At 49.9% G+C, this 26,191-nt stretch carries 47 protein-coding genes; 40 read left to right on the top strand and 7 right to left on the bottom strand.

Going from position 1 to position 26,191, the window contains the following annotated elements:
- The 3 genes from RYZ59_RS23535 to bfr all read left to right on the top strand — a co-directional run.
- Window positions 1–114 (top strand): hypothetical protein (locus RYZ59_RS23535; protein ID WP_183129199.1); only part of this gene is annotated, 114 nt, incomplete at its 5' end.
- 185 nt (window positions 115–299) lie between these two features.
- Entirely contained in the window at window positions 300–494 is a 195-nt protein-coding gene (gene bfd, locus RYZ59_RS23530) for a bacterioferritin-associated ferredoxin (RefSeq protein ID WP_003031111.1), read from the top strand.
- 71 nt (window positions 495–565) lie between these two features.
- A complete protein-coding gene (bfr, locus tag RYZ59_RS23525; RefSeq protein WP_318050970.1) occupies window positions 566–1,042 on the top strand; it encodes a bacterioferritin in 477 nt (158 codons plus the stop codon).
- Here the strand turns inward: bfr and RYZ59_RS23520 are convergent.
- Complete coding sequence (locus RYZ59_RS23520; protein ID WP_318050968.1) at window positions 1,039–1,506, bottom strand: A24 family peptidase; 468 nt, start codon at window positions 1,504–1,506, stop codon at window positions 1,039–1,041. The two genes, bfr and RYZ59_RS23520, sit on opposite strands and share 4 nt — an antisense overlap.
- A 380-nt stretch (window positions 1,507–1,886) precedes the next feature.
- On the opposite strand from RYZ59_RS23520, the gene rpsJ reads away from it, so the two are divergent.
- The 31 genes from rpsJ (at window position 1,887) to arfA (ending at window position 16,726) form a co-directional block, all read left to right on the top strand.
- Window positions 1,887–2,198, top strand: coding sequence for a 30S ribosomal protein S10 (gene rpsJ, locus RYZ59_RS23515; RefSeq protein ID WP_001181005.1), 312 nt, complete (start codon window positions 1,887–1,889; stop codon window positions 2,196–2,198).
- 32 nt (window positions 2,199–2,230) lie between these two features.
- Window positions 2,231–2,860, top strand: a complete 630-nt coding sequence (gene rplC, locus RYZ59_RS23510) for a 50S ribosomal protein L3 (protein ID WP_318050966.1) — start codon at window positions 2,231–2,233, stop codon at window positions 2,858–2,860.
- A gap of 10 nt (window positions 2,861–2,870) precedes the next feature.
- Window positions 2,871–3,476 (top strand): 50S ribosomal protein L4, encoded by a 606-nt coding sequence (rplD, locus tag RYZ59_RS23505; protein ID WP_003031119.1) that lies wholly within the window; start codon window positions 2,871–2,873, stop codon window positions 3,474–3,476.
- The gene (gene rplW / locus RYZ59_RS23500; RefSeq protein ID WP_000617546.1) at window positions 3,473–3,775 is read left to right on the top strand and encodes a 50S ribosomal protein L23; all 303 of its coding nucleotides are present in this window, start codon (window positions 3,473–3,475) and stop codon (window positions 3,773–3,775) included. The genes rplD and rplW overlap by 4 nt, the downstream gene beginning before the upstream one ends.
- Before the next feature lie 17 nt (window positions 3,776–3,792).
- Window positions 3,793–4,614, top strand: a complete 822-nt coding sequence (gene rplB / locus RYZ59_RS23495; RefSeq protein WP_016154746.1) for a 50S ribosomal protein L2 — start codon at window positions 3,793–3,795, stop codon at window positions 4,612–4,614.
- Window positions 4,615–4,630: 16 nt separating this feature from the next.
- Window positions 4,631–4,909: a 30S ribosomal protein S19 gene (rpsS, locus tag RYZ59_RS23490; protein WP_001138115.1), complete on the top strand. Its 279-nt coding sequence runs from the start codon at window positions 4,631–4,633 to the stop codon at window positions 4,907–4,909.
- Window positions 4,910–4,923: 14 nt separating this feature from the next.
- A complete protein-coding gene (rplV, locus tag RYZ59_RS23485; RefSeq protein WP_000448832.1) occupies window positions 4,924–5,256 on the top strand; it encodes a 50S ribosomal protein L22 in 333 nt (110 codons plus the stop codon).
- A 17-nt stretch (window positions 5,257–5,273) separates the two neighbouring features.
- Window positions 5,274–5,975, top strand: a complete 702-nt coding sequence (gene rpsC, locus RYZ59_RS23480) for a 30S ribosomal protein S3 (protein ID WP_000529945.1) — start codon at window positions 5,274–5,276, stop codon at window positions 5,973–5,975.
- Between the two features lie 12 nt (window positions 5,976–5,987).
- On the top strand, window positions 5,988–6,398 hold the full coding sequence (gene rplP, locus RYZ59_RS23475) for a 50S ribosomal protein L16 (protein WP_000941212.1): 411 nt from the start codon (window positions 5,988–5,990) through the stop codon (window positions 6,396–6,398).
- Window positions 6,398–6,589: a 50S ribosomal protein L29 gene (gene rpmC, locus RYZ59_RS23470; protein WP_000644742.1), complete on the top strand. Its 192-nt coding sequence runs from the start codon at window positions 6,398–6,400 to the stop codon at window positions 6,587–6,589. The genes rplP and rpmC overlap by 1 nt, the downstream gene beginning before the upstream one ends.
- The gene (gene rpsQ / locus RYZ59_RS23465; protein WP_003031120.1) at window positions 6,589–6,843 is read left to right on the top strand and encodes a 30S ribosomal protein S17; all 255 of its coding nucleotides are present in this window, start codon (window positions 6,589–6,591) and stop codon (window positions 6,841–6,843) included. The genes rpmC and rpsQ overlap by 1 nt, the downstream gene beginning before the upstream one ends.
- A 162-nt stretch (window positions 6,844–7,005) precedes the next feature.
- Window positions 7,006–7,377 (top strand): 50S ribosomal protein L14, encoded by a 372-nt coding sequence (gene rplN / locus RYZ59_RS23460; protein WP_000613954.1) that lies wholly within the window; start codon window positions 7,006–7,008, stop codon window positions 7,375–7,377.
- Window positions 7,378–7,387: 10 nt separating this feature from the next.
- On the top strand, window positions 7,388–7,702 hold the full coding sequence (gene rplX, locus RYZ59_RS23455; RefSeq protein ID WP_003031122.1) for a 50S ribosomal protein L24: 315 nt from the start codon (window positions 7,388–7,390) through the stop codon (window positions 7,700–7,702).
- Window positions 7,703–7,716: 14 nt separating this feature from the next.
- A complete protein-coding gene (gene rplE / locus RYZ59_RS23450) occupies window positions 7,717–8,256 on the top strand; it encodes a 50S ribosomal protein L5 (protein WP_003031123.1) in 540 nt (179 codons plus the stop codon).
- Window positions 8,257–8,270: 14 nt separating this feature from the next.
- Window positions 8,271–8,576 (top strand): 30S ribosomal protein S14, encoded by a 306-nt coding sequence (gene rpsN, locus RYZ59_RS23445; protein ID WP_003031125.1) that lies wholly within the window; start codon window positions 8,271–8,273, stop codon window positions 8,574–8,576.
- A 30-nt stretch (window positions 8,577–8,606) separates the two neighbouring features.
- Window positions 8,607–8,999, top strand: coding sequence for a 30S ribosomal protein S8 (rpsH, locus tag RYZ59_RS23440; RefSeq protein WP_003031127.1), 393 nt, complete (start codon window positions 8,607–8,609; stop codon window positions 8,997–8,999).
- A gap of 12 nt (window positions 9,000–9,011) precedes the next feature.
- Complete coding sequence (gene rplF / locus RYZ59_RS23435) at window positions 9,012–9,545, top strand: 50S ribosomal protein L6 (protein ID WP_003031129.1); 534 nt, start codon at window positions 9,012–9,014, stop codon at window positions 9,543–9,545.
- A 9-nt stretch (window positions 9,546–9,554) separates the two neighbouring features.
- Complete coding sequence (gene rplR, locus RYZ59_RS23430; RefSeq protein WP_000358960.1) at window positions 9,555–9,908, top strand: 50S ribosomal protein L18; 354 nt, start codon at window positions 9,555–9,557, stop codon at window positions 9,906–9,908.
- A 14-nt stretch (window positions 9,909–9,922) separates the two neighbouring features.
- Window positions 9,923–10,426 (top strand): 30S ribosomal protein S5, encoded by a 504-nt coding sequence (gene rpsE / locus RYZ59_RS23425; protein WP_003031131.1) that lies wholly within the window; start codon window positions 9,923–9,925, stop codon window positions 10,424–10,426.
- Between the two features lie 3 nt (window positions 10,427–10,429).
- A complete protein-coding gene (rpmD, locus tag RYZ59_RS23420) occupies window positions 10,430–10,609 on the top strand; it encodes a 50S ribosomal protein L30 (protein ID WP_001140434.1) in 180 nt (59 codons plus the stop codon).
- A 3-nt stretch (window positions 10,610–10,612) separates the two neighbouring features.
- A complete protein-coding gene (gene rplO, locus RYZ59_RS23415; protein ID WP_003031132.1) occupies window positions 10,613–11,047 on the top strand; it encodes a 50S ribosomal protein L15 in 435 nt (144 codons plus the stop codon).
- Between the two features lie 7 nt (window positions 11,048–11,054).
- Window positions 11,055–12,386 (top strand): preprotein translocase subunit SecY, encoded by a 1,332-nt coding sequence (gene secY / locus RYZ59_RS23410; RefSeq protein WP_001118864.1) that lies wholly within the window; start codon window positions 11,055–11,057, stop codon window positions 12,384–12,386.
- A gap of 30 nt (window positions 12,387–12,416) precedes the next feature.
- Window positions 12,417–12,533 carry a 50S ribosomal protein L36 gene (gene rpmJ / locus RYZ59_RS23405; protein WP_000868187.1) on the top strand — a complete coding sequence of 39 codons (117 nt, stop codon included), beginning with the start codon at window positions 12,417–12,419 and terminating at the stop codon, window positions 12,531–12,533.
- Between the two features lie 146 nt (window positions 12,534–12,679).
- The gene (gene rpsM / locus RYZ59_RS23400; protein WP_003031135.1) at window positions 12,680–13,036 is read left to right on the top strand and encodes a 30S ribosomal protein S13; all 357 of its coding nucleotides are present in this window, start codon (window positions 12,680–12,682) and stop codon (window positions 13,034–13,036) included.
- A 16-nt stretch (window positions 13,037–13,052) separates the two neighbouring features.
- Entirely contained in the window at window positions 13,053–13,442 is a 390-nt protein-coding gene (gene rpsK, locus RYZ59_RS23395) for a 30S ribosomal protein S11 (RefSeq protein ID WP_003031137.1), read from the top strand.
- Between the two features lie 33 nt (window positions 13,443–13,475).
- Window positions 13,476–14,096, top strand: a complete 621-nt coding sequence (gene rpsD, locus RYZ59_RS23390) for a 30S ribosomal protein S4 (protein ID WP_003031138.1) — start codon at window positions 13,476–13,478, stop codon at window positions 14,094–14,096.
- 25 nt (window positions 14,097–14,121) lie between these two features.
- A complete protein-coding gene (locus tag RYZ59_RS23385) occupies window positions 14,122–15,111 on the top strand; it encodes a DNA-directed RNA polymerase subunit alpha (protein WP_003031139.1) in 990 nt (329 codons plus the stop codon).
- A gap of 40 nt (window positions 15,112–15,151) precedes the next feature.
- Complete coding sequence (gene rplQ, locus RYZ59_RS23380; protein ID WP_001216370.1) at window positions 15,152–15,535, top strand: 50S ribosomal protein L17; 384 nt, start codon at window positions 15,152–15,154, stop codon at window positions 15,533–15,535.
- Between the two features lie 107 nt (window positions 15,536–15,642).
- Window positions 15,643–16,011 carry a DUF1992 domain-containing protein gene (locus RYZ59_RS23375; protein ID WP_202037588.1) on the top strand — a complete coding sequence of 123 codons (369 nt, stop codon included), beginning with the start codon at window positions 15,643–15,645 and terminating at the stop codon, window positions 16,009–16,011.
- Between the two features lie 10 nt (window positions 16,012–16,021).
- Window positions 16,022–16,447, top strand: a complete 426-nt coding sequence (zntR, locus tag RYZ59_RS23370; RefSeq protein WP_137383644.1) for a Zn(2+)-responsive transcriptional regulator — start codon at window positions 16,022–16,024, stop codon at window positions 16,445–16,447.
- A 60-nt stretch (window positions 16,448–16,507) separates the two neighbouring features.
- Window positions 16,508–16,726 carry an alternative ribosome-rescue factor ArfA gene (gene arfA / locus RYZ59_RS23365; protein ID WP_040232015.1) on the top strand — a complete coding sequence of 73 codons (219 nt, stop codon included), beginning with the start codon at window positions 16,508–16,510 and terminating at the stop codon, window positions 16,724–16,726.
- On the opposite strand, the gene mscL is transcribed toward arfA, so the two are convergent.
- The 5 genes from mscL to def form a co-directional block, all read right to left on the bottom strand.
- The gene (gene mscL / locus RYZ59_RS23360; RefSeq protein ID WP_137383643.1) at window positions 16,723–17,136 is read right to left on the bottom strand and encodes a large-conductance mechanosensitive channel protein MscL; all 414 of its coding nucleotides are present in this window, start codon (window positions 17,134–17,136) and stop codon (window positions 16,723–16,725) included. The genes arfA and mscL overlap by 4 nt on opposite strands.
- Window positions 17,137–17,277: 141 nt before the next feature.
- Window positions 17,278–18,654, bottom strand: a complete 1,377-nt coding sequence (gene trkA / locus RYZ59_RS23355; RefSeq protein WP_137383642.1) for a Trk system potassium transporter TrkA — start codon at window positions 18,652–18,654, stop codon at window positions 17,278–17,280.
- A 21-nt stretch (window positions 18,655–18,675) separates the two neighbouring features.
- On the bottom strand, window positions 18,676–19,965 hold the full coding sequence (gene rsmB, locus RYZ59_RS23350) for a 16S rRNA (cytosine(967)-C(5))-methyltransferase RsmB (RefSeq protein WP_318050963.1): 1,290 nt from the start codon (window positions 19,963–19,965) through the stop codon (window positions 18,676–18,678).
- 53 nt (window positions 19,966–20,018) lie between these two features.
- A complete protein-coding gene (gene fmt / locus RYZ59_RS23345) occupies window positions 20,019–20,966 on the bottom strand; it encodes a methionyl-tRNA formyltransferase (protein WP_137383640.1) in 948 nt (315 codons plus the stop codon).
- Between the two features lie 14 nt (window positions 20,967–20,980).
- Complete coding sequence (def, locus tag RYZ59_RS23340) at window positions 20,981–21,490, bottom strand: peptide deformylase (RefSeq protein WP_040232019.1); 510 nt, start codon at window positions 21,488–21,490, stop codon at window positions 20,981–20,983.
- 129 nt (window positions 21,491–21,619) lie between these two features.
- On the opposite strand from def, the gene dprA reads away from it, so the two are divergent.
- The 6 genes from dprA to RYZ59_RS23310 are packed head-to-tail and all read left to right on the top strand — an operon-like array spanning window position 21,620 to window position 25,412.
- Window positions 21,620–22,744: a DNA-protecting protein DprA gene (dprA, locus tag RYZ59_RS23335; protein ID WP_202037591.1), complete on the top strand. Its 1,125-nt coding sequence runs from the start codon at window positions 21,620–21,622 to the stop codon at window positions 22,742–22,744.
- The gene (gene smg, locus RYZ59_RS23330) at window positions 22,716–23,189 is read left to right on the top strand and encodes a DUF494 family protein Smg (protein ID WP_318050958.1); all 474 of its coding nucleotides are present in this window, start codon (window positions 22,716–22,718) and stop codon (window positions 23,187–23,189) included. Before dprA ends, smg begins: the two co-directional genes overlap by 29 nt.
- 26 nt (window positions 23,190–23,215) lie before the next feature.
- A complete protein-coding gene (locus RYZ59_RS23325) occupies window positions 23,216–23,758 on the top strand; it encodes a type I DNA topoisomerase (protein ID WP_318050956.1) in 543 nt (180 codons plus the stop codon).
- 4 nt (window positions 23,759–23,762) lie between these two features.
- Window positions 23,763–24,335: an L-threonylcarbamoyladenylate synthase type 1 TsaC gene (gene tsaC / locus RYZ59_RS23320; RefSeq protein WP_318050954.1), complete on the top strand. Its 573-nt coding sequence runs from the start codon at window positions 23,763–23,765 to the stop codon at window positions 24,333–24,335.
- 1 nt (window position 24,336) lies between these two features.
- On the top strand, window positions 24,337–25,158 hold the full coding sequence (aroE, locus tag RYZ59_RS23315) for a shikimate dehydrogenase (protein WP_202037593.1): 822 nt from the start codon (window positions 24,337–24,339) through the stop codon (window positions 25,156–25,158).
- Window positions 25,155–25,412, top strand: a complete 258-nt coding sequence (locus RYZ59_RS23310; protein WP_318050952.1) for a DUF1488 domain-containing protein — start codon at window positions 25,155–25,157, stop codon at window positions 25,410–25,412. Before aroE ends, RYZ59_RS23310 begins: the two co-directional genes overlap by 4 nt.
- On the opposite strand, the gene RYZ59_RS23305 is transcribed toward RYZ59_RS23310, so the two are convergent.
- Window positions 25,388–25,942 (bottom strand): gamma carbonic anhydrase family protein, encoded by a 555-nt coding sequence (locus tag RYZ59_RS23305; RefSeq protein WP_318050950.1) that lies wholly within the window; start codon window positions 25,940–25,942, stop codon window positions 25,388–25,390. The genes RYZ59_RS23310 and RYZ59_RS23305 overlap by 25 nt on opposite strands.
- Between the last annotated feature and the right edge of the window lie 249 nt (window positions 25,943–26,191).

Here is a 26,191-nt window from a genome sequence, read left to right as displayed (position 1 = left end):
AAAATGGTTGTTACCCTGATCCACCCGATCGCGATGGACGACGGTCTGCGTTTCGCAATCCGTGAAGGCGGCCGTACTGTAGGTGCGGGCGTTGTTGCTAAAGTAATGAGCTAATTATTTATTAATTAGCTTTGAGCTTAAAAAGGGCGCTAAGGCGCCCTTTTTGCTACTTGTGATTTAACCGTTGTCATATTTGTTCGCATTTTTTGTTCATTCTTCCATCGCGTAAATAGCGTTGTGCTATTGTAATCATAACTATTCTCATTTACACTTTGCGCAGAAATTGAACGGGAGCGATCATGTACGTTTGTTTGTGTAATGCGATAAGTGATAAAAAAATTCGTCAGGCTGTTCGCCAGTTTCATCCTCAGTCTTTTCAGCAATTACGTAAGTTTATTCCTGTTGGAAATCAGTGCGGTAAGTGCATTCGTGCTGCGCGTGAAGTCATGCAGGATGAATTAACGCAAATGCCAGAATTTAAAGAGATCGCCTAAGTCACACTCTTTTTTTTGACATCCCTGTAGCCCCATCTACGCTCTAAGAGTGGAAGCGGAGGGACTATAAAATGAAAGGTGATGTTAAAATCATAAATTATCTCAATAAACTATTGGGAAATGAGCTTGTCGCAATCAACCAGTATTTTCTCCATGCCCGTATGTTTAAAAACTGGGGACTGACTCGCCTCAATGATGTTGAGTACCATGAATCAATCGATGAGATGAAACACGCTGATAAATACATTGAGCGTATTTTATTCTTAGAAGGTCTCCCAAACTTACAAGATCTCGGTAAGTTGGGGATTGGTGAAGATGTTGAAGAGATGCTGCAATCAGATCTTCGACTCGAGCTTGATGGTGCGAAAGATTTACGCGAAGCCATTGCTTATGCCGATAGCGTTCATGACTATGTTAGTCGGGACATGATGATTGAGATTCTGACCGAAGAAGAAGGGCATATCGATTGGCTCGAAACGGAGTTGGATCTGATTGGAAAACTTGGATTGCAAAATTATCTGCAATCGCAAATTAAGGTCAGTAACTAACCGCCCTGTATCAGATTTAGCCAGCCAACAACAAAACCCGCAGCCGCCAGATATGGCCCAAAAGGCAGCGGGTTTTTTAGTTTCCTTTTTCCATGCGTTATAAATGCTACGCCTGTCATGCAGCAAGCCAGCCCGGCGGCAAATAAGATCAACAGGGGTAATGAGTCCCATCGATGCCACGCGCCAAGTGCGGCGAGGAATTTTACGTCCCCATAGCCTAATCCTTCCTGGTGCCATGCCAGGCGGTATCCCCAATAGAACAAAGAAAATACACCATATCCTGCAATGGCACCCCAAAGTGCATCGGACAACTGTGTGGGGTTGCAACATTGATGAAAAAGAAGACCACTCCAGAGAAGGGGGCAGGTGAATTTGTCGGGCAATAGGCCAGTACGCAAATCCTGAACCCCAAGCAGTCCGGATAGAGAGATATAAATTAGCAAAAAGGGAAGTTCAGTATTCATGTCCTAATCCGGTGCGAGAAAGAGGAGACTCTCAGGCAAGTAGCGCTAACTGCACAATGCCCGAATATCCATTTTGCTGACGTCTTTCCAGGGAATTTACGCCGCGTGAAAGTGCAGACAATCAGAGTGGAACAGCACTCGCATCTGCGTAAGAGTGATTAATATCTACACGGCACTTGCTTAAGACTGAGATTTACGTATAATGCGCGGGCTTGTCTAATATTGACAGCGGTTCGATATGAGCCACCGGTACTGCGAAAGCAATACCAGACAATGTTCCCAATTGGGGAACTCTGTAAGAACGGTTACACTCTCCCATCAATCGTAATGGGTTTGAGGAGTAACTATTTCGTCTATAAAATAATTGGAGCTCTGGTCTCATGCAGAACCAAAGAATCCGTATCCGTTTGAAAGCGTTTGATCATCGTCTGATCGATCAATCAACCGCGGAAATCGTCGAGACTGCCAAGCGCACTGGTGCGCAGGTTCGTGGTCCGATCCCGCTGCCGACCCGCAAAGAGCGTTTCACCGTTCTGATCTCCCCGCACGTCAACAAAGACGCGCGTGATCAGTACGAGATCCGTACTCACAAGCGTCTGGTTGACATCGTTGAGCCAACTGAAAAAACCGTTGATGCTCTGATGCGTCTGGACCTGGCTGCCGGTGTAGACGTGCAGATCAGCCTGGGTTAATCAGGTCATCGAGCGATTGAGAGGTTGATACAATGATTGGTTTAGTCGGTAAAAAAGTGGGTATGACCCGCATCTTCACTGAAGATGGCGTATCTATCCCAGTAACCGTTATCGAAGTTGAAGCAAACCGCGTTACTCAGGTTAAAGATCTGGCTAACGATGGCTATCGCGCTGTTCAGGTTACCACCGGTGCTAAAAAAGCTAACCGCGTAACTAAGCCGGAAGCTGGCCACTTTGCTAAAGCTGGCGTAGAAGCTGGCCGCGGCCTGTGGGAGTTCCGTCTGGCAGATGGTGAAGAATACACCGTTGGTCAGAACATTAGCGTTGAACTGTTTACTGACGTTAAAAAAGTTGACGTAACCGGTACCTCTAAAGGTAAAGGTTTCGCTGGTACCGTTAAGCGCTGGAACTTCCGTACCCAGGACGCGACTCACGGTAACTCCTTGTCTCACCGCGTTCCGGGTTCTATCGGTCAGAACCAGACTCCGGGCAAAGTGTTCAAAGGCAAGAAAATGGCAGGTCAGCTGGGCAACGAACGTGTCACTGTTCAGAGCCTGGACGTAGTACGTGTTGACGCTGAGCGCAACCTGCTGCTGGTTAAAGGTGGTGTTCCGGGTGCGACCGGTTGCGACCTGATCGTTAAACCAGCTGTGAAGGCGTAAGGGGATAGCAATGGAATTAGTATTGAAAGACGCGCAGAGCGCGCTGACTGTTTCCGAAACTACCTTCGGTCGTGATTTCAACGAAGCGCTGGTTCACCAGGTTGTTGTTGCTTATGCAGCTGGTGCTCGTCAGGGTACTCGTGCTCAGAAGACTCGTGCTGAAGTAACTGGTTCAGGCAAAAAGCCGTGGCGCCAGAAAGGTACCGGCCGTGCGCGTTCAGGTTCTATCAAGAGCCCGATCTGGCGTTCAGGTGGCGTGACCTTCGCTGCTCGCCCGCAGGACCACAGTCAAAAAGTTAACAAAAAGATGTACCGCGGCGCGCTGAAAAGCATTCTGTCCGAACTGGTACGTCAGGATCGTCTGATCGTTGTCGAATCATTCTCTGTAGAAGCGCCTAAAACTAAGCTGCTGGCACAGAAACTGAAAGACATGGCTCTGGAAGATGTGCTGATCATCACCGGTGAGCTGGACGAAAACCTGTTCCTGGCTGCGCGCAACCTGCACAAGGTTGACGTACGCGATGCAACTGGTATCGACCCGGTTAGCCTGATCGCCTTCGACAAAGTCGTAATGACTGCTGATGCTGTTAAGCAAGTTGAGGAGATGCTGGCATGATTCGTGAAGAACGTCTGCTGAAAGTGCTGCGCGCACCGCACGTTTCTGAAAAAGCGTCTACTGCGATGGAAAAAACTAACACCATCGTTCTCAAAGTTGCTAAAGACGCGACCAAAGCAGAAATCAAAGCTGCTGTGCAGAAACTGTTTGAAGTCGAAGTCGAAGTCGTTAACACCCTGGTAGTTAAAGGGAAAGTTAAACGTCACGGACAGCGTATCGGTCGTCGTAGCGACTGGAAAAAAGCTTACGTCACCCTGAAGGAAGGCCAGAATCTGGACTTCGTCGGCGGCGCTGAGTAAGTCGGAGGAGTAATACAATGGCAGTTGTTAAATGTAAACCGACATCTCCGGGTCGTCGCCACGTTGTTAAAGTGGTCAACCCAGAGCTGCACAAGGGCAAACCTTTTGCTCCGCTGGTTGAAAAAAACAGCAAATCCGGTGGTCGTAACAACAATGGCCGCATCACCACTCGTCACATCGGTGGTGGTCACAAGCAGGCTTATCGTATTGTTGACTTCAAACGCAACAAAGACGGTATCCCGGCAGTTGTTGAACGTCTTGAGTACGATCCGAACCGTTCCGCGAACATCGCGCTGGTTCTGTACAAAGACGGTGAACGCCGTTACATTCTGGCCCCTAAAGGCCTGAAAGCTGGCGACCAGGTTCAATCTGGCGTTGATGCTGCAATCAAAGCAGGTAACACCCTGCCGATGCGCAATATCCCGGTTGGTTCTACCGTTCATAACGTAGAAATGAAACCAGGTAAAGGCGGTCAGCTGGCACGTTCCGCTGGTACTTACGTTCAGATCGTTGCTCGTGATGGTGCTTATGTCACCCTGCGTCTGCGTTCTGGTGAAATGCGTAAAGTCGAAGCAGACTGCCGTGCAACTCTGGGCGAAGTTGGCAATGCTGAGCATATGCTGCGCGTTCTGGGTAAAGCAGGTGCTGCACGCTGGCGTGGTGTTCGTCCTACCGTTCGCGGTACTGCGATGAACCCAGTCGACCACCCACATGGTGGTGGTGAAGGTCGTAACTTTGGTAAGCACCCGGTAACTCCGTGGGGCGTTCAGACCAAAGGTAAGAAGACCCGCAGCAACAAGCGTACTGATAAATTCATCGTACGTCGCCGTAGCAAATAATTTTAGAGGATAAGCCATGCCACGTTCTCTCAAGAAAGGTCCTTTTATTGACCTGCACTTGCTGAAGAAGGTAGAGAAAGCGGTGGAAAGCGGAGACAAGAAGCCCCTGCGCACTTGGTCCCGTCGTTCAACGATCTTTCCTAACATGATCGGTTTGACCATCGCTGTCCATAATGGTCGTCAGCACGTTCCGGTATTTGTTTCCGACGAAATGGTCGGTCACAAACTGGGTGAATTCGCACCGACTCGTACTTATCGCGGCCACGCTGCTGATAAAAAAGCGAAGAAGAAATAAGGTAGGAGGAAGAGATGGAAACTTTAGCTCAACATCGCCATGCTCGTTCTTCTGCTCAGAAGGTTCGCCTTGTTGCAGACCTGATTCGCGGTAAGAAAGTGTCGCAGGCCCTTGATATTCTGACCTACACCAATAAGAAAGCGGCTGTACTGGTTAAGAAAGTCCTGGAATCTGCCATTGCTAACGCTGAACACAACGATGGCGCTGACATTGACGATCTGAAAGTTACGAAAATTTTCGTAGACGAAGGCCCGAGCATGAAGCGCATTATGCCGCGTGCAAAAGGTCGTGCAGATCGCATCCTGAAGCGCACCAGCCACATTACTGTGGTTGTGTCCGATCGCTGAGACTCTGGAGACTAGCAATGGGTCAGAAAGTACATCCTAATGGTATTCGCCTGGGTATTGTAAAACCATGGAACTCAACCTGGTTTGCGAACACCAAAGAATTCGCTGACAACCTGGACAGCGATTTTAAAGTACGTCAGTACCTGACTAAGGAACTGGCGAAAGCGTCTGTATCTCGTATCGTTATCGAGCGTCCGGCTAAGAGCATCCGTGTGACCATTCACACTGCTCGCCCGGGTATCGTTATCGGTAAGAAAGGCGAAGACGTAGAAAAACTGCGCAAAGTCGTAGCGGATATTGCTGGCGTTCCTGCTCAGATCAATATCGCCGAAGTGCGTAAGCCTGAACTGGACGCAAAATTGGTTGCTGACAGCATCACTTCTCAGCTGGAACGTCGTGTTATGTTCCGTCGTGCTATGAAGCGTGCTGTACAGAACGCAATGCGTCTGGGCGCTAAAGGTATCAAAGTTGAAGTTAGCGGCCGTCTGGGCGGCGCGGAAATCGCACGTACCGAATGGTACCGCGAAGGTCGCGTACCTCTGCACACTCTGCGTGCTGACATCGACTACAACACCTCTGAAGCGCACACCACTTACGGTGTAATCGGCGTTAAAGTGTGGATCTTCAAAGGCGAGATCCTGGGTGGTATGGCTGCTGTTGAACAACCGGAAAAACCGGCTGCGCAACCTAAAAAGCAGCAGCGTAAAGGCCGTAAATAAGGAGCGTCGCTGATGTTACAACCAAAGCGTACAAAATTCCGTAAAATGCACAAAGGCCGTAACCGCGGTCTGGCGCAGGGTACGGATGTTAGCTTCGGCAGCTTCGGTCTGAAAGCTGTTGGCCGTGGTCGTCTGACTGCCCGTCAGATCGAAGCAGCACGTCGTGCTATGACCCGTGCAGTTAAGCGTCAAGGTAAGATCTGGATCCGTGTATTCCCGGACAAACCGATCACTGAAAAGCCGCTGGCAGTGCGTATGGGTAAAGGTAAAGGTAACGTGGAGTATTGGGTTGCCTTGATTCAGCCGGGTAAAGTCCTGTATGAAATGGACGGCGTACCGGAAGAGCTGGCCCGTGAAGCATTCAAGCTGGCAGCAGCGAAACTGCCGATTAAAACCACCTTTGTAACTAAGACGGTGATGTAATGAAAGCAAAAGAGCTGCGTGAGAAGAGTGTTGAAGAGCTGAACACCGAGCTGCTGAATCTGCTGCGTGAGCAGTTCAACCTGCGTATGCAGGCTGCAAGTGGCCAGCTGCAACAGTCTCACCTGTTGAAGCAAGTGCGTCGTGATGTCGCACGCGTTAAGACTTTACTGACTGAGAAGGCGGGTGCGTAATGACCGATAAAATCCGTACTCTGCAAGGTCGCGTTGTTAGCGATAAAATGGAGAAATCCATCGTTGTTGCTATCGAACGTTTTGTGAAACACCCGATCTACGGTAAATTCATTAAGCGTACGACCAAACTGCACGTACATGACGAGAACAACGAATGCGGTACTGGTGACGTGGTTGAAATCCGCGAATGCCGTCCGCTGTCCAAGACTAAGTCCTGGACGCTGGTTCGCGTTGTAGAGAAAGCTGTTCTGTAATACAGTAGGCATTCTCAACGAATAAACGGCTCAGCGATGAGCCGTTTATTTTTTCTACCCATATCGTTTAAGCGGTGTTATAATGCCGCGCCCCCGATATGGGGCTTTTTAACGACCTGATTTTCGGGTCTCAGTAGTAGTTGACATTAGCGGAGCACTAAAATGATCCAAGAACAGACTATGCTGAACGTCGCCGACAACTCCGGTGCACGTCGCGTAATGTGTATCAAGGTTCTGGGTGGCTCGCACCGTCGCTACGCAGGCGTCGGCGATATCATCAAGATCACCATCAAGGAAGCAATTCCGCGTGGTAAGGTCAAAAAAGGTGATGTGCTGAAGGCGGTAGTGGTGCGCACCAAGAAGGGTGTTCGTCGCCCGGACGGTTCTGTCATTCGCTTCGATGGTAATGCATGCGTTATTTTAAACAATAACAGCGAGCAACCTATCGGTACGCGTATTTTTGGGCCGGTAACTCGTGAACTTCGTAACGAGAAGTTCATGAAAATTATCTCTCTGGCACCAGAAGTACTCTAAGGAGCGAATCATGGCAGCGAAGATCCGTCGTGATGACGAAGTTATCGTGTTAACCGGTAAAGATAAAGGTAAACGCGGTAAAGTAAAAAATGTCCTGTCTTCCGGCAAGGTCATTGTTGAAGGTATCAACCTGGTTAAGAAACATCAGAAGCCGGTCCCGGCCCTGAACCAACCAGGCGGCATCGTAGAGAAAGAAGCAGCTATTCAGATCTCTAACCTTGCTATCTTCAACGCGGCAACCGGCAAGGCTGACCGTGTAGGCTTTAGATTCGAAGACGGCAAAAAAGTCCGTTTCTTCAAGTCTAACAGCGAAACTATCAAGTAATTTGGAGTAGTACGATGGCGAAACTGCATGATTACTACAAAGACGAAGTAGTCGCTAAACTCATGACTGAGTTTAACTACAATTCTGTCATGCAAGTCCCTCGGGTCGAGAAGATCACCCTGAACATGGGTGTTGGTGAAGCGATCGCTGACAAGAAACTGCTGGATAACGCAGCAGCTGACCTGACAGCAATCTCCGGTCAAAAACCGCTGATCACCAAAGCACGCAAATCAGTTGCAGGCTTCAAAATCCGTCAGGGCTATCCGATCGGCTGTAAAGTAACTCTGCGTGGCGAACGCATGTGGGAGTTCTTTGAGCGCCTGATCACTATTGCTGTTCCACGTATCCGTGACTTCCGTGGCTTGTCCGCTAAGTCTTTCGACGGTCGTGGTAACTACAGCATGGGTGTCCGTGAGCAGATCATCTTCCCAGAAATCGACTACGATAAAGTCGACCGCGTGCGTGGTTTGGATATTACCATTACCACTACTGCGAAATCTGACGAAGAAGGCCGTGCTCTGCTGGCTGCCTTTGACTTCCCGTTCCGCAAGTAAGGTAGGGTTACTGAATGGCTAAGCAATCAATGAAAGCACGCGAAGTAAAGCGCGTAGCTTTAGCTGATAAGTACTTCGCAAAACGCGCTGAACTGAAAGCTATTATCTCTGATGTGAACGCGACCGACGAAGATCGTTGGAACGCAGTTCTCAAGCTGCAGTCTCTGCCGCGTGATTCCAGCCCGTCCCGTCAGCGTAACCGCTGCCGTCAAACAGGTCGTCCGCATGGCTATGTGGGCAAGTTCGGGTTGAGCCGTATCAAACTGCGTGAAGCCGCCATGCGCGGTGAAGTACCAGGCTTGAAAAAGGCTAGCTGGTAATTACCAATTGAATCACGGGAGTAAAGACAGATGAGCATGCAAGATCCGATCGCGGATATGCTGACCCGTATCCGTAACGGTCAGGCCGCGAATAAAGCTGCGGTCACCATGCCTTCCTCCAAGCTGAAAGTGGCAATTGCCAACGTGCTGAAGGAAGAAGGTTTTATTGAAGATTTTAAAGTTGAAGGCGACACCAAGCCGGAACTGGAACTTACTCTCAAGTATTTCCAGGGTAAAGCTGTTGTAGAAAGCATTCAGCGTGTCAGTCGCCCAGGTCTGCGCATTTATAAGCGTAAAGACGAGCTGCCGAAAGTTATGGCTGGCATGGGTATCGCAGTTGTTTCTACCTCTAAAGGTGTTATGACTGATCGTGCAGCGCGCCAGGCTGGTCTTGGTGGCGAAATTATCTGCTACGTAGCCTAATCGGAGGAAAAAATGTCTCGTGTTGCTAAAGCACCGGTCGTTATTCCTGCCGGCGTTGATGTAAAAATCAACGGTCAGGTTATTACGATCAAAGGTAAAAACGGCGAGCTGACTCGTACTCTCAACGATGCTGTTGCAGTAAATCATGCAGATAATGCACTGACCTTCGGTCCGCGTGATGGTTACGCAGATGGATGGGCTCAGGCTGGTACCGCGCGTGCCCTGCTGAATGCAATGGTTGTCGGTGTTACCGAAGGCTTCACTAAGAAGCTTCAGCTGGTTGGTGTAGGTTATCGTGCAGCGGTTAAAGGGAATGTAGTAAACCTGGCTTTAGGTTTCTCTCACCCAGTTGACCATCAGCTGCCTGCGGGAATCACTGCAGAATGTCCGTCTCAGACTGAAATCGTGCTGAAAGGCGCTGATAAACAGCTGATCGGTCAGGTTGCAGCAGATCTGCGCGCCTACCGTCGTCCTGAGCCTTATAAAGGCAAGGGTGTTCGTTACGCCGACGAAGTCGTGCGTACCAAAGAGGCTAAGAAGAAGTAAGGTAACACTATGGATAAGAAATCTGCTCGTATCCGTCGTGCGACCCGCGCACGCCGCAAGCTCCAGGAGCTGGGTGCAACTCGCCTGGTGGTACATCGTACCCCGCGTCATATTTACGCACAGGTAATTGCACCGAACGGTTCTGAAGTTCTGGTAGCTGCTTCTACTGTAGAAAAAGCTATCGCTGAACAATTGAAGTACACCGGTAACAAAGACGCTGCTGCAGCTGTAGGTAAAGCTGTTGCTGAACGCGCTCTGGAAAAAGGCATCAAAGATGTTTCTTTTGACCGTTCCGGGTTCCAATATCATGGTCGTGTCCAGGCACTGGCAGATGCTGCCCGTGAAGCTGGCCTTCAGTTCTAAGGTAGAGGTGTAAGATGGCTCACATCGAAAAACAAGCTGGCGAACTGCAGGAAAAGCTGATCGCGGTTAACCGCGTATCTAAAACCGTTAAAGGTGGTCGTATTTTCTCCTTCACAGCTCTGACTGTAGTTGGTGATGGTAACGGTCGCGTTGGTTTTGGTTACGGTAAAGCGCGTGAAGTTCCAGCAGCGATCCAGAAAGCGATGGAAAAAGCCCGTCGCAATATGATTAACGTCGCGCTGAACCACGGCACCCTGCAGCACCCGGTTAAGGGTACTCACACGGGTTCTCGTGTATTCATGCAGCCGGCTTCCGAAGGTACCGGTATCATCGCCGGTGGTGCAATGCGCGCCGTTCTGGAAGTCGCTGGAGTTCGTAACGTTCTGGCTAAAGCGTATGGTTCCACTAACCCGATTAACGTGGTTCGTGCAACTATCGATGGTCTGGAAAATATGAAATCTCCGGAAATGGTCGCTGCCAAGCGTGGTAAATCCGTTGAAGAAATTCTGGGGAAATAAACCATGGCAAAGACTATTAAAATTACTCAAACCCGCAGTGCAATCGGTCGTCTGCCGAAACACAAGGCAACGCTGCTTGGCCTGGGTCTGCGTCGTATTGGTCACACCGTAGAGCGCGAGGATACTCCTGCTGTTCGTGGTATGGTCAACGCGGTTTCCTTCATGGTTAAAGTTGAGGAGTAAGAGATGCGTTTAAATACTCTGTCTCCGGCCGAAGGCTCTAAAAAAGCGGCTCGCCGCCTGGGTCGTGGTATCGGTTCTGGCCTCGGTAAAACCGGTGGTCGTGGTCACAAAGGTCAGAAGTCTCGTTCTGGCGGTGGCGTACGTCGCGGTTTCGAGGGTGGTCAGATGCCTCTGTACCGTCGTCTGCCGAAATTCGGCTTCACTTCACGTAAAGCAGCAATTACAGCCGAAGTTCGTCTGTCTGACCTGGCTAAAGTTGAAGGCGGTGTTGTAGACCTGAACACGCTGAAAGCGGCTAACATTATCGGTATCCAGATCGAGTTTGCGAAAGTGATCCTGGCTGGTGAAGTAACGACTCCGGTAACTGTTCGTGGTCTGCGTGTTACTAAAGGCGCTCGTGCTGCTATCGAAGCTGCTGGCGGTAAAATCGAGGAATAAGTAGCAGATGGCTAAACAACCGGGATTAGATTTTCAAAGTGCCAAAGGTGGCTTAGGCGAGCTGAAACGCAGACTGCTGTTTGTAATCGGCGCGCTGATTGTGTTCCGTATTGGCTCTTTCATTCCGATCCCTGGTATTGATGCCGCTGTACTTGCCAAACTGCTTGAGCAACAGCGAGGCACCATCATTGAAATGTTTAACATGTTCTCTGGTGGTGCTCTCAGCCGTGCTTCTATCTTTGCTCTGGGGATCATGCCGTATATTTCGGCGTCGATCATTATCCAGCTGCTGACGGTGGTTCATCCAACGCTGGCAGAAATTAAGAAAGAAGGGGAGTCTGGTCGTCGTAAGATCAGCCAGTACACCCGCTACGGTACTCTGGTGCTGGCAATATTCCAGTCGATCGGTATTGCTACCGGTCTGCCGAATATGCCTGGTATGCAGGGCCTGGTGATGAATCCAGGCTTTGCATTCTATTTCACCGCTGTTGTAAGTCTGGTTACAGGGACGATGTTCCTGATGTGGTTGGGTGAACAGATTACTGAACGTGGTATCGGCAACGGTATCTCAATCATTATCTTCGCCGGTATTGTCGCGGGACTCCCGCCAGCCATTGCCCATACTATCGAGCAAGCGCGTCAAGGCGACCTGCACTTCCTCGTGTTGCTGTTGGTTGCAGTATTAGTATTTGCAGTGACGTTCTTTGTTGTATTTGTTGAGCGTGGTCAACGCCGTATTGTGGTAAACTACGCGAAACGTCAGCAGGGTCGTCGTGTCTATGCTGCACAGAGCACACATTTACCGCTGAAAGTGAACATGGCGGGGGTAATCCCGGCAATCTTCGCTTCCAGTATTATTCTGTTCCCGGCAACTATCGCGTCATGGTTCGGGGGCGGGACTGGTTGGAACTGGCTGACAACAATTTCGCTGTATTTGCAGCCTGGGCAACCGCTTTATGTGTTACTCTATGCGTCTGCAATCATCTTCTTCTGTTTCTTCTACACGGCGTTGGTTTTCAACCCGCGTGAAACAGCAGATAACCTGAAGAAGTCCGGTGCATTTGTACCAGGAATTCGTCCGGGAGAGCAAACGGCGAAGTATATCGATAAAGTAATGACCCGCCTGACTCTGGTTGGTGCGCTCTACATTACCTTTATCTGCCTGATCCCGGAGTTCATGCGTGATGCAATGAAAGTACCGTTCTACTTCGGTGGGACCTCACTGCTTATCGTTGTTGTCGTGATTATGGACTTTATGGCTCAAGTGCAAACTCTGATGATGTCTAGTCAGTACGAGTCTGCATTGAAGAAGGCGAATCTGAAAGGCTACGGCCGTTAACAGTCGCCCGAGAAGTTACGGAGAGTAAAAATGAAAGTTCGTGCTTCCGTCAAGAAATTATGCCGTAACTGCAAAATCGTTAAGCGTGATGGTGTCATCCGTGTGATTTGCAGTGCCGAGCCGAAGCATAAACAGCGCCAAGGCTGATTTATTCGCATATTTTTCTTGCAAAGTTGGGTTGAGCTGGCTAGATTAGCCAGCCAATCTTTTGTATGTCTGTGCGTTTCCATTTGAGTATCCTGAAAACGGGCTTTTCAGCATGGTGCGTACATATTAAATAGTAGGAGTGCATAGTGGCCCGTATAGCAGGCATTAACATTCCTGATCAGAAACATGCTGTGATCGCATTAACTTCGATCTACGGCGTCGGCAAGACCCGTTCTAAAGCCATTCTGGCTGCCGCGGGTATCGCTGAAGATGTTAAGATCAGTGAGCTGTCTGAAGAACAAATCGACACGCTGCGTGACGAAGTTGCCAAATTTGTCGTTGAAGGTGATCTGCGCCGTGAAGTTAGCATGAGCATCAAGCGCCTTATGGACCTTGGTTGCTATCGCGGTTTGCGTCATCGTCGTGGTCTCCCGGTTCGCGGTCAGCGTACCAAGACCAACGCACGTACCCGTAAGGGTCCGCGCAAACCGATCAAGAAATAATCGGGGTGATTGAATAATGGCAAAGGCACCAATTCGTGCACGTAAACGTGTAAGAAAACAAGTCTCTGACGGCGTGGCTCATATCCATGCTTCTTTTAACAACACCATCGTTACCATTACTGATCGTCAGGGTAACGCACTGGGTTGGGCAACAGCCGGTGGTTCCGGTTTCCGTGGTTCTCGCAAATCCACTCCGTTTGCAGCTCAGGTTGCAGCAGAGCGTTGCGCTGAAGCCGTAAAAGAATACGGTATCAAGAATCTGGAAGTTATGGTCAAAGGACCGGGTCCAGGTCGCGAATCTACTGTTCGTGCTCTGAACGCCGCTGGTTTCCGCATCACTAATATTACTGATGTGACTCCGATCCCTCATAACGGTTGTCGTCCGCCGAAAAAACGTCGCGTATAACGCTGTCGTTTCTAGGATTGTTGGAGAAAGAAAATGGCAAGATATTTGGGTCCTAAGCTCAAGCTGAGCCGTCGTGAGGGCACTGACTTATTCCTTAAGTCTGGCGTTCGCGCGATCGATACCAAGTGTAAAATTGAACAAGCTCCTGGCCAGCACGGTGCGCGTAAACCGCGTCTGTCTGACTATGGTGTGCAGTTGCGTGAAAAGCAAAAAGTTCGCCGTATCTACGGTGTGCTGGAGCGTCAGTTCCGTAACTACTACAAAGAAGCAGCACGTCTGAAAGGCAACACCGGTGAAAACCTGTTGGGTCTGCTGGAAGGTCGTCTGGACAACGTTGTATACCGTATGGGCTTCGGTGCCACTCGTGCTGAAGCACGTCAGCTGGTCAGCCATAAAGCAATTATGGTAAACGGTCGTGTTGTTAACATCGCTTCTTATCAGGTTAGTCCGAATGACGTTGTTAGCATTCGTGAGAAAGCGAAGAAGCAGTCTCGCGTGAAAGCCGCTCTGGAGCTGGCTGAGCAGCGTGAAAAGCCAACCTGGCTGGAAGTTGATGCTGGCAAGATGGAAGGCACGTTCAAGCGTAAGCCGGAGCGTTCTGATCTGTCTGCGGACATTAACGAACACCTGATCGTCGAGCTTTACTCCAAGTAAAGCTTAGTACCAAAGAGAGGACACAATGCAGGGTTCTGTGACAGAGTTTCTAAAACCGCGCCTGGTAGATATCGAGCAAGTGAGTTCGACGCACGCCAAGGTGACCCTTGAGCCTTTAGAGCGTGGCTTTGGCCATACTTTGGGTAACGCACTGCGCCGTATTCTGCTCTCATCGATGCCGGGTTGCGCGGTGACCGAGGTTGAGATTGATGGTGTACTACATGAGTACAGCACCAAAGAAGGCGTTCAGGAAGATATCCTGGAAATCCTGCTCAACCTGAAAGGGCTGGCGGTGAGAGTTCAGGGTAAAGATGACGTTATTCTTACCTTGAATAAATCTGGCATTGGCCCTGTGACTGCAGCCGACATTACCCATGATGGGGATGTCGAAATCGTCAAGCCACAGCACGTGATCTGCCACCTGACCGATGAGAATGCATCTATTAGCATGCGTATCAAAGTTCAGCGCGGTCGTGGTTATGTGCCGGCTTCTACCCGAATTCATTCGGAAGAAGATGAGCGCCCAATCGGCCGTCTGCTGGTCGACGCATGCTACAGCCCTGTAGAGCGTATTGCCTACAATGTTGAAGCAGCGCGTGTAGAACAGCGTACCGACCTGGACAAGCTGGTCATCGAAATGGAAACCAACGGCACAATCGATCCTGAAGAGGCGATTCGTCGTGCGGCAACCATTCTGGCTGAACAACTTGAAGCTTTCGTTGACTTACGTGATGTACGTCAGCCGGAAGTTAAAGAAGAGAAACCAGAATTCGATCCGATCCTGCTGCGCCCTGTTGACGATCTGGAATTGACTGTCCGCTCTGCTAACTGCCTCAAAGCAGAAGCTATCCACTATATCGGTGATCTGGTACAGCGTACTGAGGTTGAGCTTCTTAAGACGCCTAACCTTGGTAAAAAATCTCTTACAGAGATTAAAGACGTGCTGGCTTCCCGTGGACTGTCTCTGGGCATGCGCCTGGAAAACTGGCCACCGGCAAGCATCGCTGACGAGTAACCGGATCACAGGTTAAGGTTTTACTGAGAAGGATAAGGTCATGCGCCATCGTAAGAGTGGTCGTCAACTGAACCGCAACAGCAGCCATCGCCAGGCTATGTTCCGCAATATGGCAGGTTCACTGGTTCGTCATGAAATCATCAAGACGACTCTGCCGAAAGCGAAAGAGCTGCGTCGCGTAGTTGAGCCGCTGATTACTCTTGCCAAGACTGATAGCGTAGCTAATCGTCGTCTGGCATTCGCCCGTACTCGTGATAACGAGATCGTGGCAAAACTGTTTAACGAACTGGGCCCGCGTTTTGCGAGCCGCGCCGGTGGTTACACTCGCATTCTGAAGTGTGGCTTCCGTGCAGGCGACAACGCGCCGATGGCATACATCGAGCTGGTTGATCGTTCAGAGAAAACAGAAGCTGCTGCAGAGTAATCTGTAGTAACGTAAAAAAACCCGCCTCGGCGGGTTTTTTTATATCCGTCATATCCCCACTTATCTACAATATCTGTACTCTTTTTGTTCATCCCCTGGGGTGTTGTATGTGGTTACTGGACCAGTGGGCAGAGCGCCATATTATTGATGCACAATCTAAAGGTGAGTTTGATGATTTACCTGGAACGGGTGAACCGCTGACTCTTGACGATGACTCCCATGTTCCGCCGGAGCTTCGGGCCGGGTACCGTTTATTAAAAAACTCTGGGTGCCTTCCTCCTGAGCTTGAACAACGCAGAGAGGCGATGCAGTTGCTTGATATACTTGCAGGTATTCGCCAGGATGACCCTCGTTATCAGGATGTGAGTCGACGCCTGTCGCTACTTGAACTCAAACTTCGGCAGGCTGGACTCAGCACCGAGTTTCTACGTGGTGAATACGCAGATAAACTACTGCATAAAATTAATGATGAATAGCGGAGGACGTATGTACCGGATTGGTGAATTAGCGAAGCTGGCCGACGTGACGCCGGATACTATCCGCTACTATGAAAAGCAGCAGATGATGGAGCATGAAGTTCGTACTGAAGGCGGATTTCGGCTCTATACAGAAAGCGATCTGCAACGGCTGAAGTTTATTCGTTACGCGCGACAGCTAGGTTTCACGTTGGAGTCTATCCGTGAATTGCTTTCGATCCGTGTCGATCCGGAACACCATACCTGTCAGGAATCAAAAGGGATCGTCCAGGAACGATTGCAGGAAGTCGAAGCCCGTATAGCCGAACTTCAAACGATGCAACGATCGCTGCAGCGATTGAATGATGCATGCTGCGGCAAGGCACACAGCAGCGTCTACTGTTCTATTCTGGAGGCGCTTGAACAAGGTGCCAGTGGCACGACAACAGGTTGTTGATTTATTGAACGGGCGGGTCTACACTCGCGGCGTAAATTATTACCATAAACTGGAGATATTATGAGCCGTTATCAGCATACCAAAGGGCAGATAAAGGACAACGCCATTGAGGCGCTACTGCATGATCCACTTTTCAGGCAGCGTGTTGAGAAGAATAAAAAAGGGAAAGGGAGTTATCTGCGTAAAGGTAAACATGGCAATCGGGGTAACTGGGAGGCCAGTGGCAAGAAAGTGAATCACTTTTTTACCACTGGCCTTCTTGTTTCAGTGAGCGTTTAAGAACGATTATTCTGTTCTTTCAGTAGGTCACGAATTTCACTTAACAATACTTCTTCTTTAGAGGGAGCCGGTGGTGCTGCAGGTTCTTCCTCTTTTTTACGATTCAGTTTGTTGATCAGTTTGATCGCCATAAAGATAGCAAACGCCACAATAATGAAATCAAAGACGTTCTGAATAAATACACCGTAATGCATAACGACAGCTGGGATGTCTCCCTGCGCATCGCGCAATGTCAAAGCAAACTGTTTAAAATCGATCCCACCAATTAACAACCCCAGCGGCGGCATGATGATATCGGCAACCAGTGATGAAACAATCTTACCGAATGCCGCACCAATAATGACACCCACTGCCAAATCGACAACATTCCCGCGCATCGCGAATTCGCGAAACTCTTTAATAATGCTCATTTTATTCTCCCTATGCAGCTGACGTTTATAAGTTTAACAAATGTTAAGACATTTTCCATTTATGTATTGCTGAAAGGAAAATTTATTAGACCATGAAAAGTAAAGGGAAATAAAATGGGCGCTATATAAGCGCCCAAATATTTACAGGAAGAAGGGGCTTGGCTGGAATAGCCGTTCGACGTCAGTAATAAACTTTTTGTCTGTCAGGAACATTATAACGTGATCACCCTGCTCAATACGCAGGTTGTCATTGGCTATCATCACGTCGTTACCTCGCACTACCGCACCAATAATGGTACCGGGTGGAAGTTTAATTTCGTCTATTGCGCGACCGACAACTCGTGATGTCGTTTCATCCCCGTGCGCGACAGCTTCAATCGCTTCCGCAACACCGCGCCGCAGCGAAGAAACGCCGACAATATCAGCTTTGCGCACATGGCTCAGTAGTGCAGATATGGTGGCCTGTTGCGGTGAAATTGCAATATCAATCACGCTGCCCTGGACCAGATCAACATATGCCTTACGCTGGATAAGCACCATAACTTTCTTGGCGCCCATGCGTTTGGCGAGCATGGCCGACATAATGTTAGCTTCATCGTCGTTGGTTACCGCGATAAAAAGATCAACTTGATCAATATGTTCTTCAGCCAGCAGCTCTTGATCCGAGGCATCGCCGAAAAAGACGATCGTATTTTGCAATTTCTCCGCAAGCTCGGATGCCCGTTGTTGATTGCGCTCGATCAGTTTGACGCTGTAATCTTTTTCCAGACGCCGGGCCAGACCAGCACCGATATTACCGCCCCCCACTAACATAATACGCTTGTAGGGTTTTTCCAGACGCTGAAGTTCACTCATTACGGCACGAATGTGCTGTGAAGCTGCAATAAAGAACACTTCATCACCTGCTTCAACAATGGTGGAACCCTGCGGGCGGATTGGCCTGTCATGACGGAATATCGCCGCAACGCGGGTATCGATGTGTGGCATATGCTCGCGCATTGTCGACAGTGCATTGCCGATCAATGGTCCGCCGTAATAGGCTTTGACCACCGCCAGACTGACCTTACCTTCGGCAAAATTTACCACCTGCAACGCACCTGGGTACTCAATTAGTCGGTAAATGCTATCGATGACCAGCTGCTCTGGCGCAATCAGATGGTCGATAGGCACTGCGTCAGACTGGAACAGTTTATCTGCATCGCGGACATAATCCGGCGAGCGAATTCGGGCGATACGATTGGGGGTATTAAAGAGTGAGTATGCGACCTGGCAAGCAACCATATTGGTTTCATCTGAGCTGGTCACTGCAACCAGCATATCGGCGTCGTCAGCTCCGGCCTCACGCAGCACACGGGGATGGGAACCATGGCCTTGCACAACGCGGAGATCAAACTTGTCCTGCAGACTGCGCAGACGCTCACCATTGGTATCGACTACGGTGATATCGTTGTTCTCTCCGACCAGGTTCTCAGCCAACGTACCGCCAACTTGTCCTGCGCCCAGAATGATAATTTTCATCAGTTGCGACCCGTTATTTCATCACTTCTTGATTAGCTTAGCGTAAAAGAAACCGTCGCCTTCTTCTGCACCCGGTAAATTCTGACGCCCAGGTTGTTCCGGCGTACCCGTTTCACTTAATAGAGCGTCTGGCGTTCGTGCCAGGAAGGCAGAGATTTGCTGTTGGTTCTCTTCAGGTAAAATAGAACAGGTTGCATACACCAGCGTGCCACCCGGTTTCAGATGTGCCCATGTCGCATTAAGTATTTCTGCCTGCAACTGCGCAAGTTCGGCAATATCCCGGTCGCGACGCAACCACTTTATATCGGGATGGCGGCGGATGACCCCAGTGGCAGAGCACGGAGCATCTAACAAAATGCGATCGAACAACTGCTCGCCGCACCATTGCTCAGGGAAACGACCATCGCCCTGTTTAACGGTTGCCTTCATGCCGAGGCGTTTCAGGTTGTCATAGACACGCGACAGACGTTTTTCATCGACATCAACAGCCATCACATGAGCTTGCGGGGCAACTTCCAGAATGTGAGTGGTTTTACCGCCCGGTGCACAGCACAGATCGAGGATTTGCTCACCATTCTGCGGTTGCAGATAGCTGACGCAGCCCTGGGCTGAAGCATCCTGAACGGTAACCCAACCCTGCTCAAAACCCGGTAGCGCCATCACTGAGGTCGGCGTTTCCAGGCGGACTGCGTCAGGATAGTTCGGGTGTGGGAAACCGGTGAGGCCTGCGTCATTTAGCAATTTCAGCCACTCATCACGAGAGTGGTGGTTGCGGTTTACACGTAGCCACATCGGCGGTCGCTGGTTATTGGCTGCAAGAATCGTTTCCCACTGCTGCGGATAGGCATTCTTGATGCGTTTGACCAGCCATGAAGGGTGTAAAAAACGCAGTTCGCTTTGTGCAAATTCGGTGAGCAACTCTTCCTGGCGGCGCTGAAACTGGCGTAATACGCCGTTAATTAGCCCTTTTAGCTGAGGTCGCTTGATAACGACTGCACCTTCGACGGTTTCAGCAAGCGCAGCATGTGGCGGAATACGAGTATGCAAAAGCTGGTAGAAGCCAACCATAATCAGATAGTGGACCGTGCGCTGTTTGCCTGTCATCGGGCGTTCCATCAACTGTTGAATCATCCACTCCAGTTGGGAGAGCGTACGTAAGACGCCGAAGCAAAGCTCCTGCAACAGCGCCTTATCTTTGTCGGCGACTTTTTGCTGCATGGCGGGCAGCACGTTACTCAACGATTGGCCCTTTTCGACAACCTGTTCGACAGCCTGGGCCGCCATACTGCGTAAATTAAGATGTTTTTTCATAAGCGCAAAAATAAAAATGCCCGGAGGCTCCGGGCTTTAAAAGAGATGAACCGTCAGATCAGACGATTTCCGGGCACAAACCACTCCCGACGCGAATTGAGTAGATCCTGTGCGCTCATCGCTTTCTTGCCAGCAGGCTGTAAAGCGATGAGATTCAGGATGCCGTCGCCTGTTGCGACCTGGATACCCTGCTTTGTCGCCTCAAGAATGGTGCCTGGCTCGGCCTGGGTGTTTACAGCAATAACCGAAGCTTGCCAGACTTTCACTGGCTGACCGTCGATTTCAAGCCAGCTCATTGGCCACGGGTTAAAGGCGCGGATGCAGCGTTCCAATTGAATAGCCGAAAGCGACCAGTCGATACGGGCCTCTTCTTTGCTGAGTTTTTCTGCATGCGTAACCAGTGATTCATCTTGTACTACTGGTTTTATCGTGCCGGCAGCCAGCTGTTTTAGCGTTTCAATCAGCCCCTGAGGCCCTAAATTTGCAAGCTTGTCGTATAACGAACCGCTGGTATCTTCTGCCGTAATTGGGCAGGACAGTTTATGCAGCATATCGCCAGTGTCCAGACCGACATCCATCTGCATGATGGTTACACCGGTTTCGGTGTCGCCTGCCCACAATGAACGCTGGATCGGCGCGGCTCCACGCCAACGTGGAAGCAGTGAACCGTGAACGTTGATACAGCCCAGACGCGGCATATCCAGTACGGCTTTTGGCAGAATCAGGCCATATGCCACCACCACCATTACATCTGCGTGCAGATCAGAAACCAGTTGTTGGTTTTCCTGGGGACGAAGAGATACAGGCTGGAAAACGGGTATCTCTTTTTCTTCCGCCAGTACTTTCACCGGGCTGGGCATCAGCTTTTTACCACGTCCCGCAGGGCGGTCCGGTTGGGTAAACACCCCAACGACGTTATGTCCAGAAGACAACAGCGCGTCGAGATGACGCGCTGCAAAGTCAGGTGTACCCGCAAAAATAATACGTAGTGAGTCTGACACGTTGATTCTTGTCCTTAAGCTCGGGCGTTCAGGCGGTCGAGTTTTTCAACTTTCTGACGAATACGTTGTTGCTTCAACGGAGACAGATAATCGATAAACAGTTTACCGACCAGGTGATCCATTTCATGTTGGATGCATATAGCCAACAGGCCATCGGCCTCCAGTTCAAAAGGCTTGCCGTCGCGATCGAGCGCACGAATTTTTACTTTTTCAGCGCGCGGTACTAACGCACGTTGTTCAGGAATCGACAGGCAGCCTTCTTCAATGCCCGTTTCGCCGTCTTTCTCCAGCAGCTCTGGGTTAATGAGTACCAGACGCTCGTCACGGTTTTCAGAGACATCAATAACAATGATGCGCTGATGAATATCGACCTGTGTTGCGGCCAGACCGATACCTTCTTCGGCGTACATCGTTTCGAACATATCATCAACGATACGCTGAATTTCTGCATTCACTTCTTCAACCGGCTTTGCGACTTTGCGAAGACGCTCGTCCGGAATATGTAACACTTGCAAAACTGACATAGTTATCCAGAGTTGTGTTCAGGAATTGGAAAGATTATTACCTCTATTCTAGACAAAACCCGCTCTGATTGACAGCATCAGTGACCAATCGCAAAGATTGCCAGGACTGCTTGTGGCAGGGGAACAGGGATGACCCATATTGAGATTTGGTTACGTTTAGCACAAGTGAATGAACTGTATGGTGATGAGATGGTGCGCACTGCTCACTGGCTTATTGCTCAACCGAGTATTAACAATACGATACTTAGGCATGCAGGGCTCACTCCTCGCCAGATCGAACGTTTTCTGGCTTTTTCTGAGCCGTCACTGGAAAAAACGCTGCGTTGGCTTGAGTTACCCCATCATCATCTGGTTTTTGCCGACAGCAAGTATTTTCCGCCACAGCTGCGTGCTATTGAGGATTACCCTGGCGTACTTTTCATTGCCGGTCGCCCTGAGTGTCTTCACTCATTTCAAGTTGCTGTTGTCGGCAGTCGGCAGTACTCCTGGTATGGCGAACGATGGGCGCGGTTGTTCTGTGAAAAGCTTGCAGCATGTGGTGTGACGATCACTAGCGGACTGGCTAAAGGGATTGACGGTGTGGCGCATACTGCAGCGATAAATACACACGGGGCCAGTATTGCGGTACTGGGAAATGGTCTGGAAACCATATATCCACGGCGACATGTTCGTCTTGCTGAAAGCTTGATAGAGGCCGGGGGCGCGCTGGTGTCCGAGTTTCCTTTGGATATGCTCCCTTTACCGCGTAATTTTCCCCGACGAAATCGTATTATTAGTGGTCTAAGTAAGGGAGTACTGGTTGTTGAAGCGGCACAGCGTAGTGGCTCATTAGTCACTGCACGCTGTGCGCTGGAACAAGGGCGGGAGGTTTTTGCTTTGCCTGGACCGATAGGAAGCCCGGGAAGTGAAGGCCCCCATTGGCTCATTCAGCAGGGAGCCATGCTTGTGACGGCACCAGAGGAAATACTGGAAAGTTTGCAATATGGGCTGCAATGGCTGCCAGATGAGCCTGAAAAATCAATTTATTCGCCGGATCACGAAGAGGTGGCATTGCCATTTTCAGAGCTCCTGGCTAACGTAGGAGATGAGGTAACACCTGTTGACGTCGTCGCTGAACGTGCCGGCCAACCTGTGCCAGAGGTAGTGGCTCAACTGCTCGAACTGGAGTTAGCAGGATGGATCGCAGCTGTACCCGGCGGCTATGTCCGATTGAGGAGGGCAAGCCATGTTCGACGTACTAATGTATTTGTTTGAGACATATATCCATAACGAAGCTGAGCTGCGTGTGGATCAGGACAAACTGGAACGGGATCTCACCGACGCTGGTTTTGATCGTGAAGACATCTACAACGCGTTACTGTGGCTGGAAAAGCTTGCTGATTATCAGGACGGCCTTGCCGAACCTATGCAGCTTGCATCAGATCCTCTCTCTGTACGTATTTATACTACAGAAGAGTGCGATCGGCTGGATGCGAGCTGTCGGGGGTTCCTGCTATTCCTGGAGCAGATTCAGGTGCTAAACCTCGAAACGCGAGAAATGGTAATAGAGCGCGTACTTGCGCTGGATACGGCTGAGTTTGATCTGGAAGACCTGAAGTGGGTGATCCTGATGGTTCTGTTCAACATTCCAGGCTGCGAAAATGCCTATCAGCAAATGGAAGAATTACTCTTTGAAGTGAATGAAGGTATGCTGCATTAATCAATCTTCATTTAGTATGAGTTGTTATGGCTAAATCAGCACTGTTTACGGTGAGTAAAAACGAGCCCTGCCCACAATGTGGGGCTGAACTGGTTATTCGTTCCGGGAAACACGGCCCGTTTCTCGGTTGCTCACACTATCCAGAATGCGATTATGTCCGTCCGCTGAAATCATCTGCGGACGGACATATAGTCAAAGTTCTGGAGGGTAAATTCTGCCCTGCATGTGGCGCTGAACTGGTGCTGAGGCAGGGACGATTCGGTATGTTTATTGGGTGCAGTGATTACCCTGCCTGCGATCACACTGAGCTTATCGATAAGCCTGATGAAACCGCAATAGTATGCCCCCAATGCCAGACGGGCCATTTGGTTCAGCGGCGTTCACGTTATGGCAAAACCTTCTACTCCTGCGATCGCTATCCGGAATGTCAGTTTGTCATTAACTTCAAACCGTTAGCCGGAGAGTGTCCAGAGTGCCACTATCCGCTACTCATCGAAAAGAAAACCGCGCAGGGTGTGAAGCATTTCTGTGCCAGTAAACAATGTGGAAAGCCGATCCCGGCGGAATAAAAAAGTGAATAAAAACCTGCCCATGGACCCCATCGCTGCCGCGATAGAGGTTCTGCAACAAGAAAATGTCATCGCTTATCCAACAGAAGCTGTTTTTGGTGTCGGGTGTGATCCTGACAGTGAAACGGCGGTAACGCGTCTGTTGGAACTCAAACAACGTCCAATAGATAAAGGTTTGATTTTGATTGCGGCAAACTTTGATCAACTCAAACCGTATATTGATGACAGCATGCTCACTGATGCTCAACGTGAGGCTGTTTTCGCGCGCTGGCCTGGCCCTGTCACCTTCGTTTTCCCGGCACCTGTGACAACGCCGCGTTGGCTGACCGGTCGTTTTGATTCGCTCGCCGTGCGCGTCACGGATCACCCGCTGGTGGTTGCATTGTGCCAGGCTTATGGCAAGCCATTAGTTTCTACTAGTGCCAATCTGAGTGGACTGCCACCCTGCAGAACGGTAGAGGAAGTCCGAGCGCAGTTCGGGGAAGATTTTCCAGTGGTTGAAGGTAATACCGGCGGGCGTTTGAATCCCTCGGAAATCAGAGATGCTTTGACGGGTGAACAGTTTCGACAGGGGTAATATGAAAGAAGCCTATGCTGTTTTTGGTAATCCGGTAGCGCACAGCAAGTCGCCTTTTATTCATCAGCAATTTGCCCGGCAGCTGAAGATTGATCACTCTTATGGTCGGGTGCTGGCGCCCATCAATAACTTTGTGAATACGCTCAATGCCTTTTTTGCTGATGGGGGGAAAGGGGCTAATGTTACCGTTCCCTTTAAAGAAGAGGCGTTTGCGCGTGCTGATGAACTCACAGAACGGGCATCGCTGGCTGGGGCGGTCAATACCCTAAAACGGCTGGAGGATGGGCGTTTACTGGGTGATAACACCGATGGCATCGGCCTGCTTAGCGATCTTGAGCGTTTGTCTTTCATTCATCCCGGGTCTCGCATACTGTTGATTGGGGCTGGTGGAGCGTCCCGTGGTGTGTTGTTGCCTCTCCTCTCGATGGATTGCGCGGTGACTATTGTTAATCGTACAGCCTCACGTGCTGAAGAGTTGGCGCAGCTCTTCTCCCACACCGGCAGCGTTCAGGCGGTGGGAATGGATGAGCTGGATAATTACACCTTCGATCTGATCATCAACGCAACGTCCAGTGGTATTAGCGGTGATGTTCCAGCCATTCCTGCATCGCTTATTCATTCTTCGGTTTATTGCTACGACATGTTCTACCAAAAGGGGAATACCCCGTTCCTTTCCTGGTGTGTATCACATGGTGCAAAACATTGTGCCGATGGTTTGGGAATGCTGGTGGGGCAAGCGGCACATGCTGTTTTGCTCTGGCATGGTGTACTACCGGAGATTGAGCCTGTGATTAAAACACTGCAACAGGAACTTTCTGCATGAATCAGGCGATTCAATTCTCTGATAGGGAAGAGTGGGTAGCGGATATTAATTCCGTCGTCTTCCCGGCGATGGTTCATGGTATGCAGCTGAAATGTGCCATAAAAGGAGAGACGCTGGCGCATCGCTTTGGCGGCGACACGCCTGAACAGTGGCTTGAAACTTTTCGCGAATATCGCTGGGATCTGGAAGAAGAGGCTGAAGCATTGATCCAGGCCCAGCAGGAAGATGATCAAGGTTGGGTGTGGTTATCCTGACCTAAATACTCATCTTTCCACTTCACGTAGTTGTTAGCAGAGTACTGTAGGCCTGCTTTCTCTTCATCAGTTAGTGGGCGGATTTGTTTAACCGGGCTTCCCAGATACAGATATCCGCTCTCCAGGCGCTTGTTTTGCGGGACCAGACTTCCCGCTCCGATCATGACGTCATCTTCTACTACTACGCCATCCAGCAAAATCGATCCCATACCGACTAAAACGCGGTTGCCAATGATGCAACCGTGCAGCATGACTTTATGACCTACAGTCACATCCTCGCCGACGATCAGAGGATTACCTTGCGGATTAGATGTGGATTTATGCGTGACATGCAGCACGCTGCCATCCTGAATGTTTGTACGGGCGCCAATCTGTACGTAGTTCACGTCGCCACGAATCGCAACCAGTGGCCAAATCCCGACATCATCAGCCAGACGAGCATCGCCAATGACAACACTACTACTATCGATCATGACGCGTTTGCCGATCTGTGGGAAAAGATCCATATAAGGACGCAGTACATCAGACATGTTTACCTCAATGAAAATAGGGCGGTAATGAAGACTTTGGTTGGATTATTGAGACTGCGCAAGTGATTTAGTTATCAAAAATCAGCCAAATTGCACAGGAATGTAGCGAAAGGAGTGAAAAACAAACATTCGGCAAAAAAGATCCAAAAAACACTTGTGCTAAAAAATGGGATCCCTATAATGCGCCTCCATCGACACGGCGGATGTGAATCACTTCACACAAACAGCCGGTTCGGTTGAAGAGAAAAA

This window comes from Citrobacter sp. HN-141 (genome assembly GCF_033341895.1).
In the GTDB taxonomy this organism is placed as follows: Bacteria; Pseudomonadota; Gammaproteobacteria; order Enterobacterales; family Enterobacteriaceae; genus Citrobacter.
Note: the sequence above shows the minus strand (reverse complement) of the source record. Positions and strands in the feature narration are given on the sequence as shown.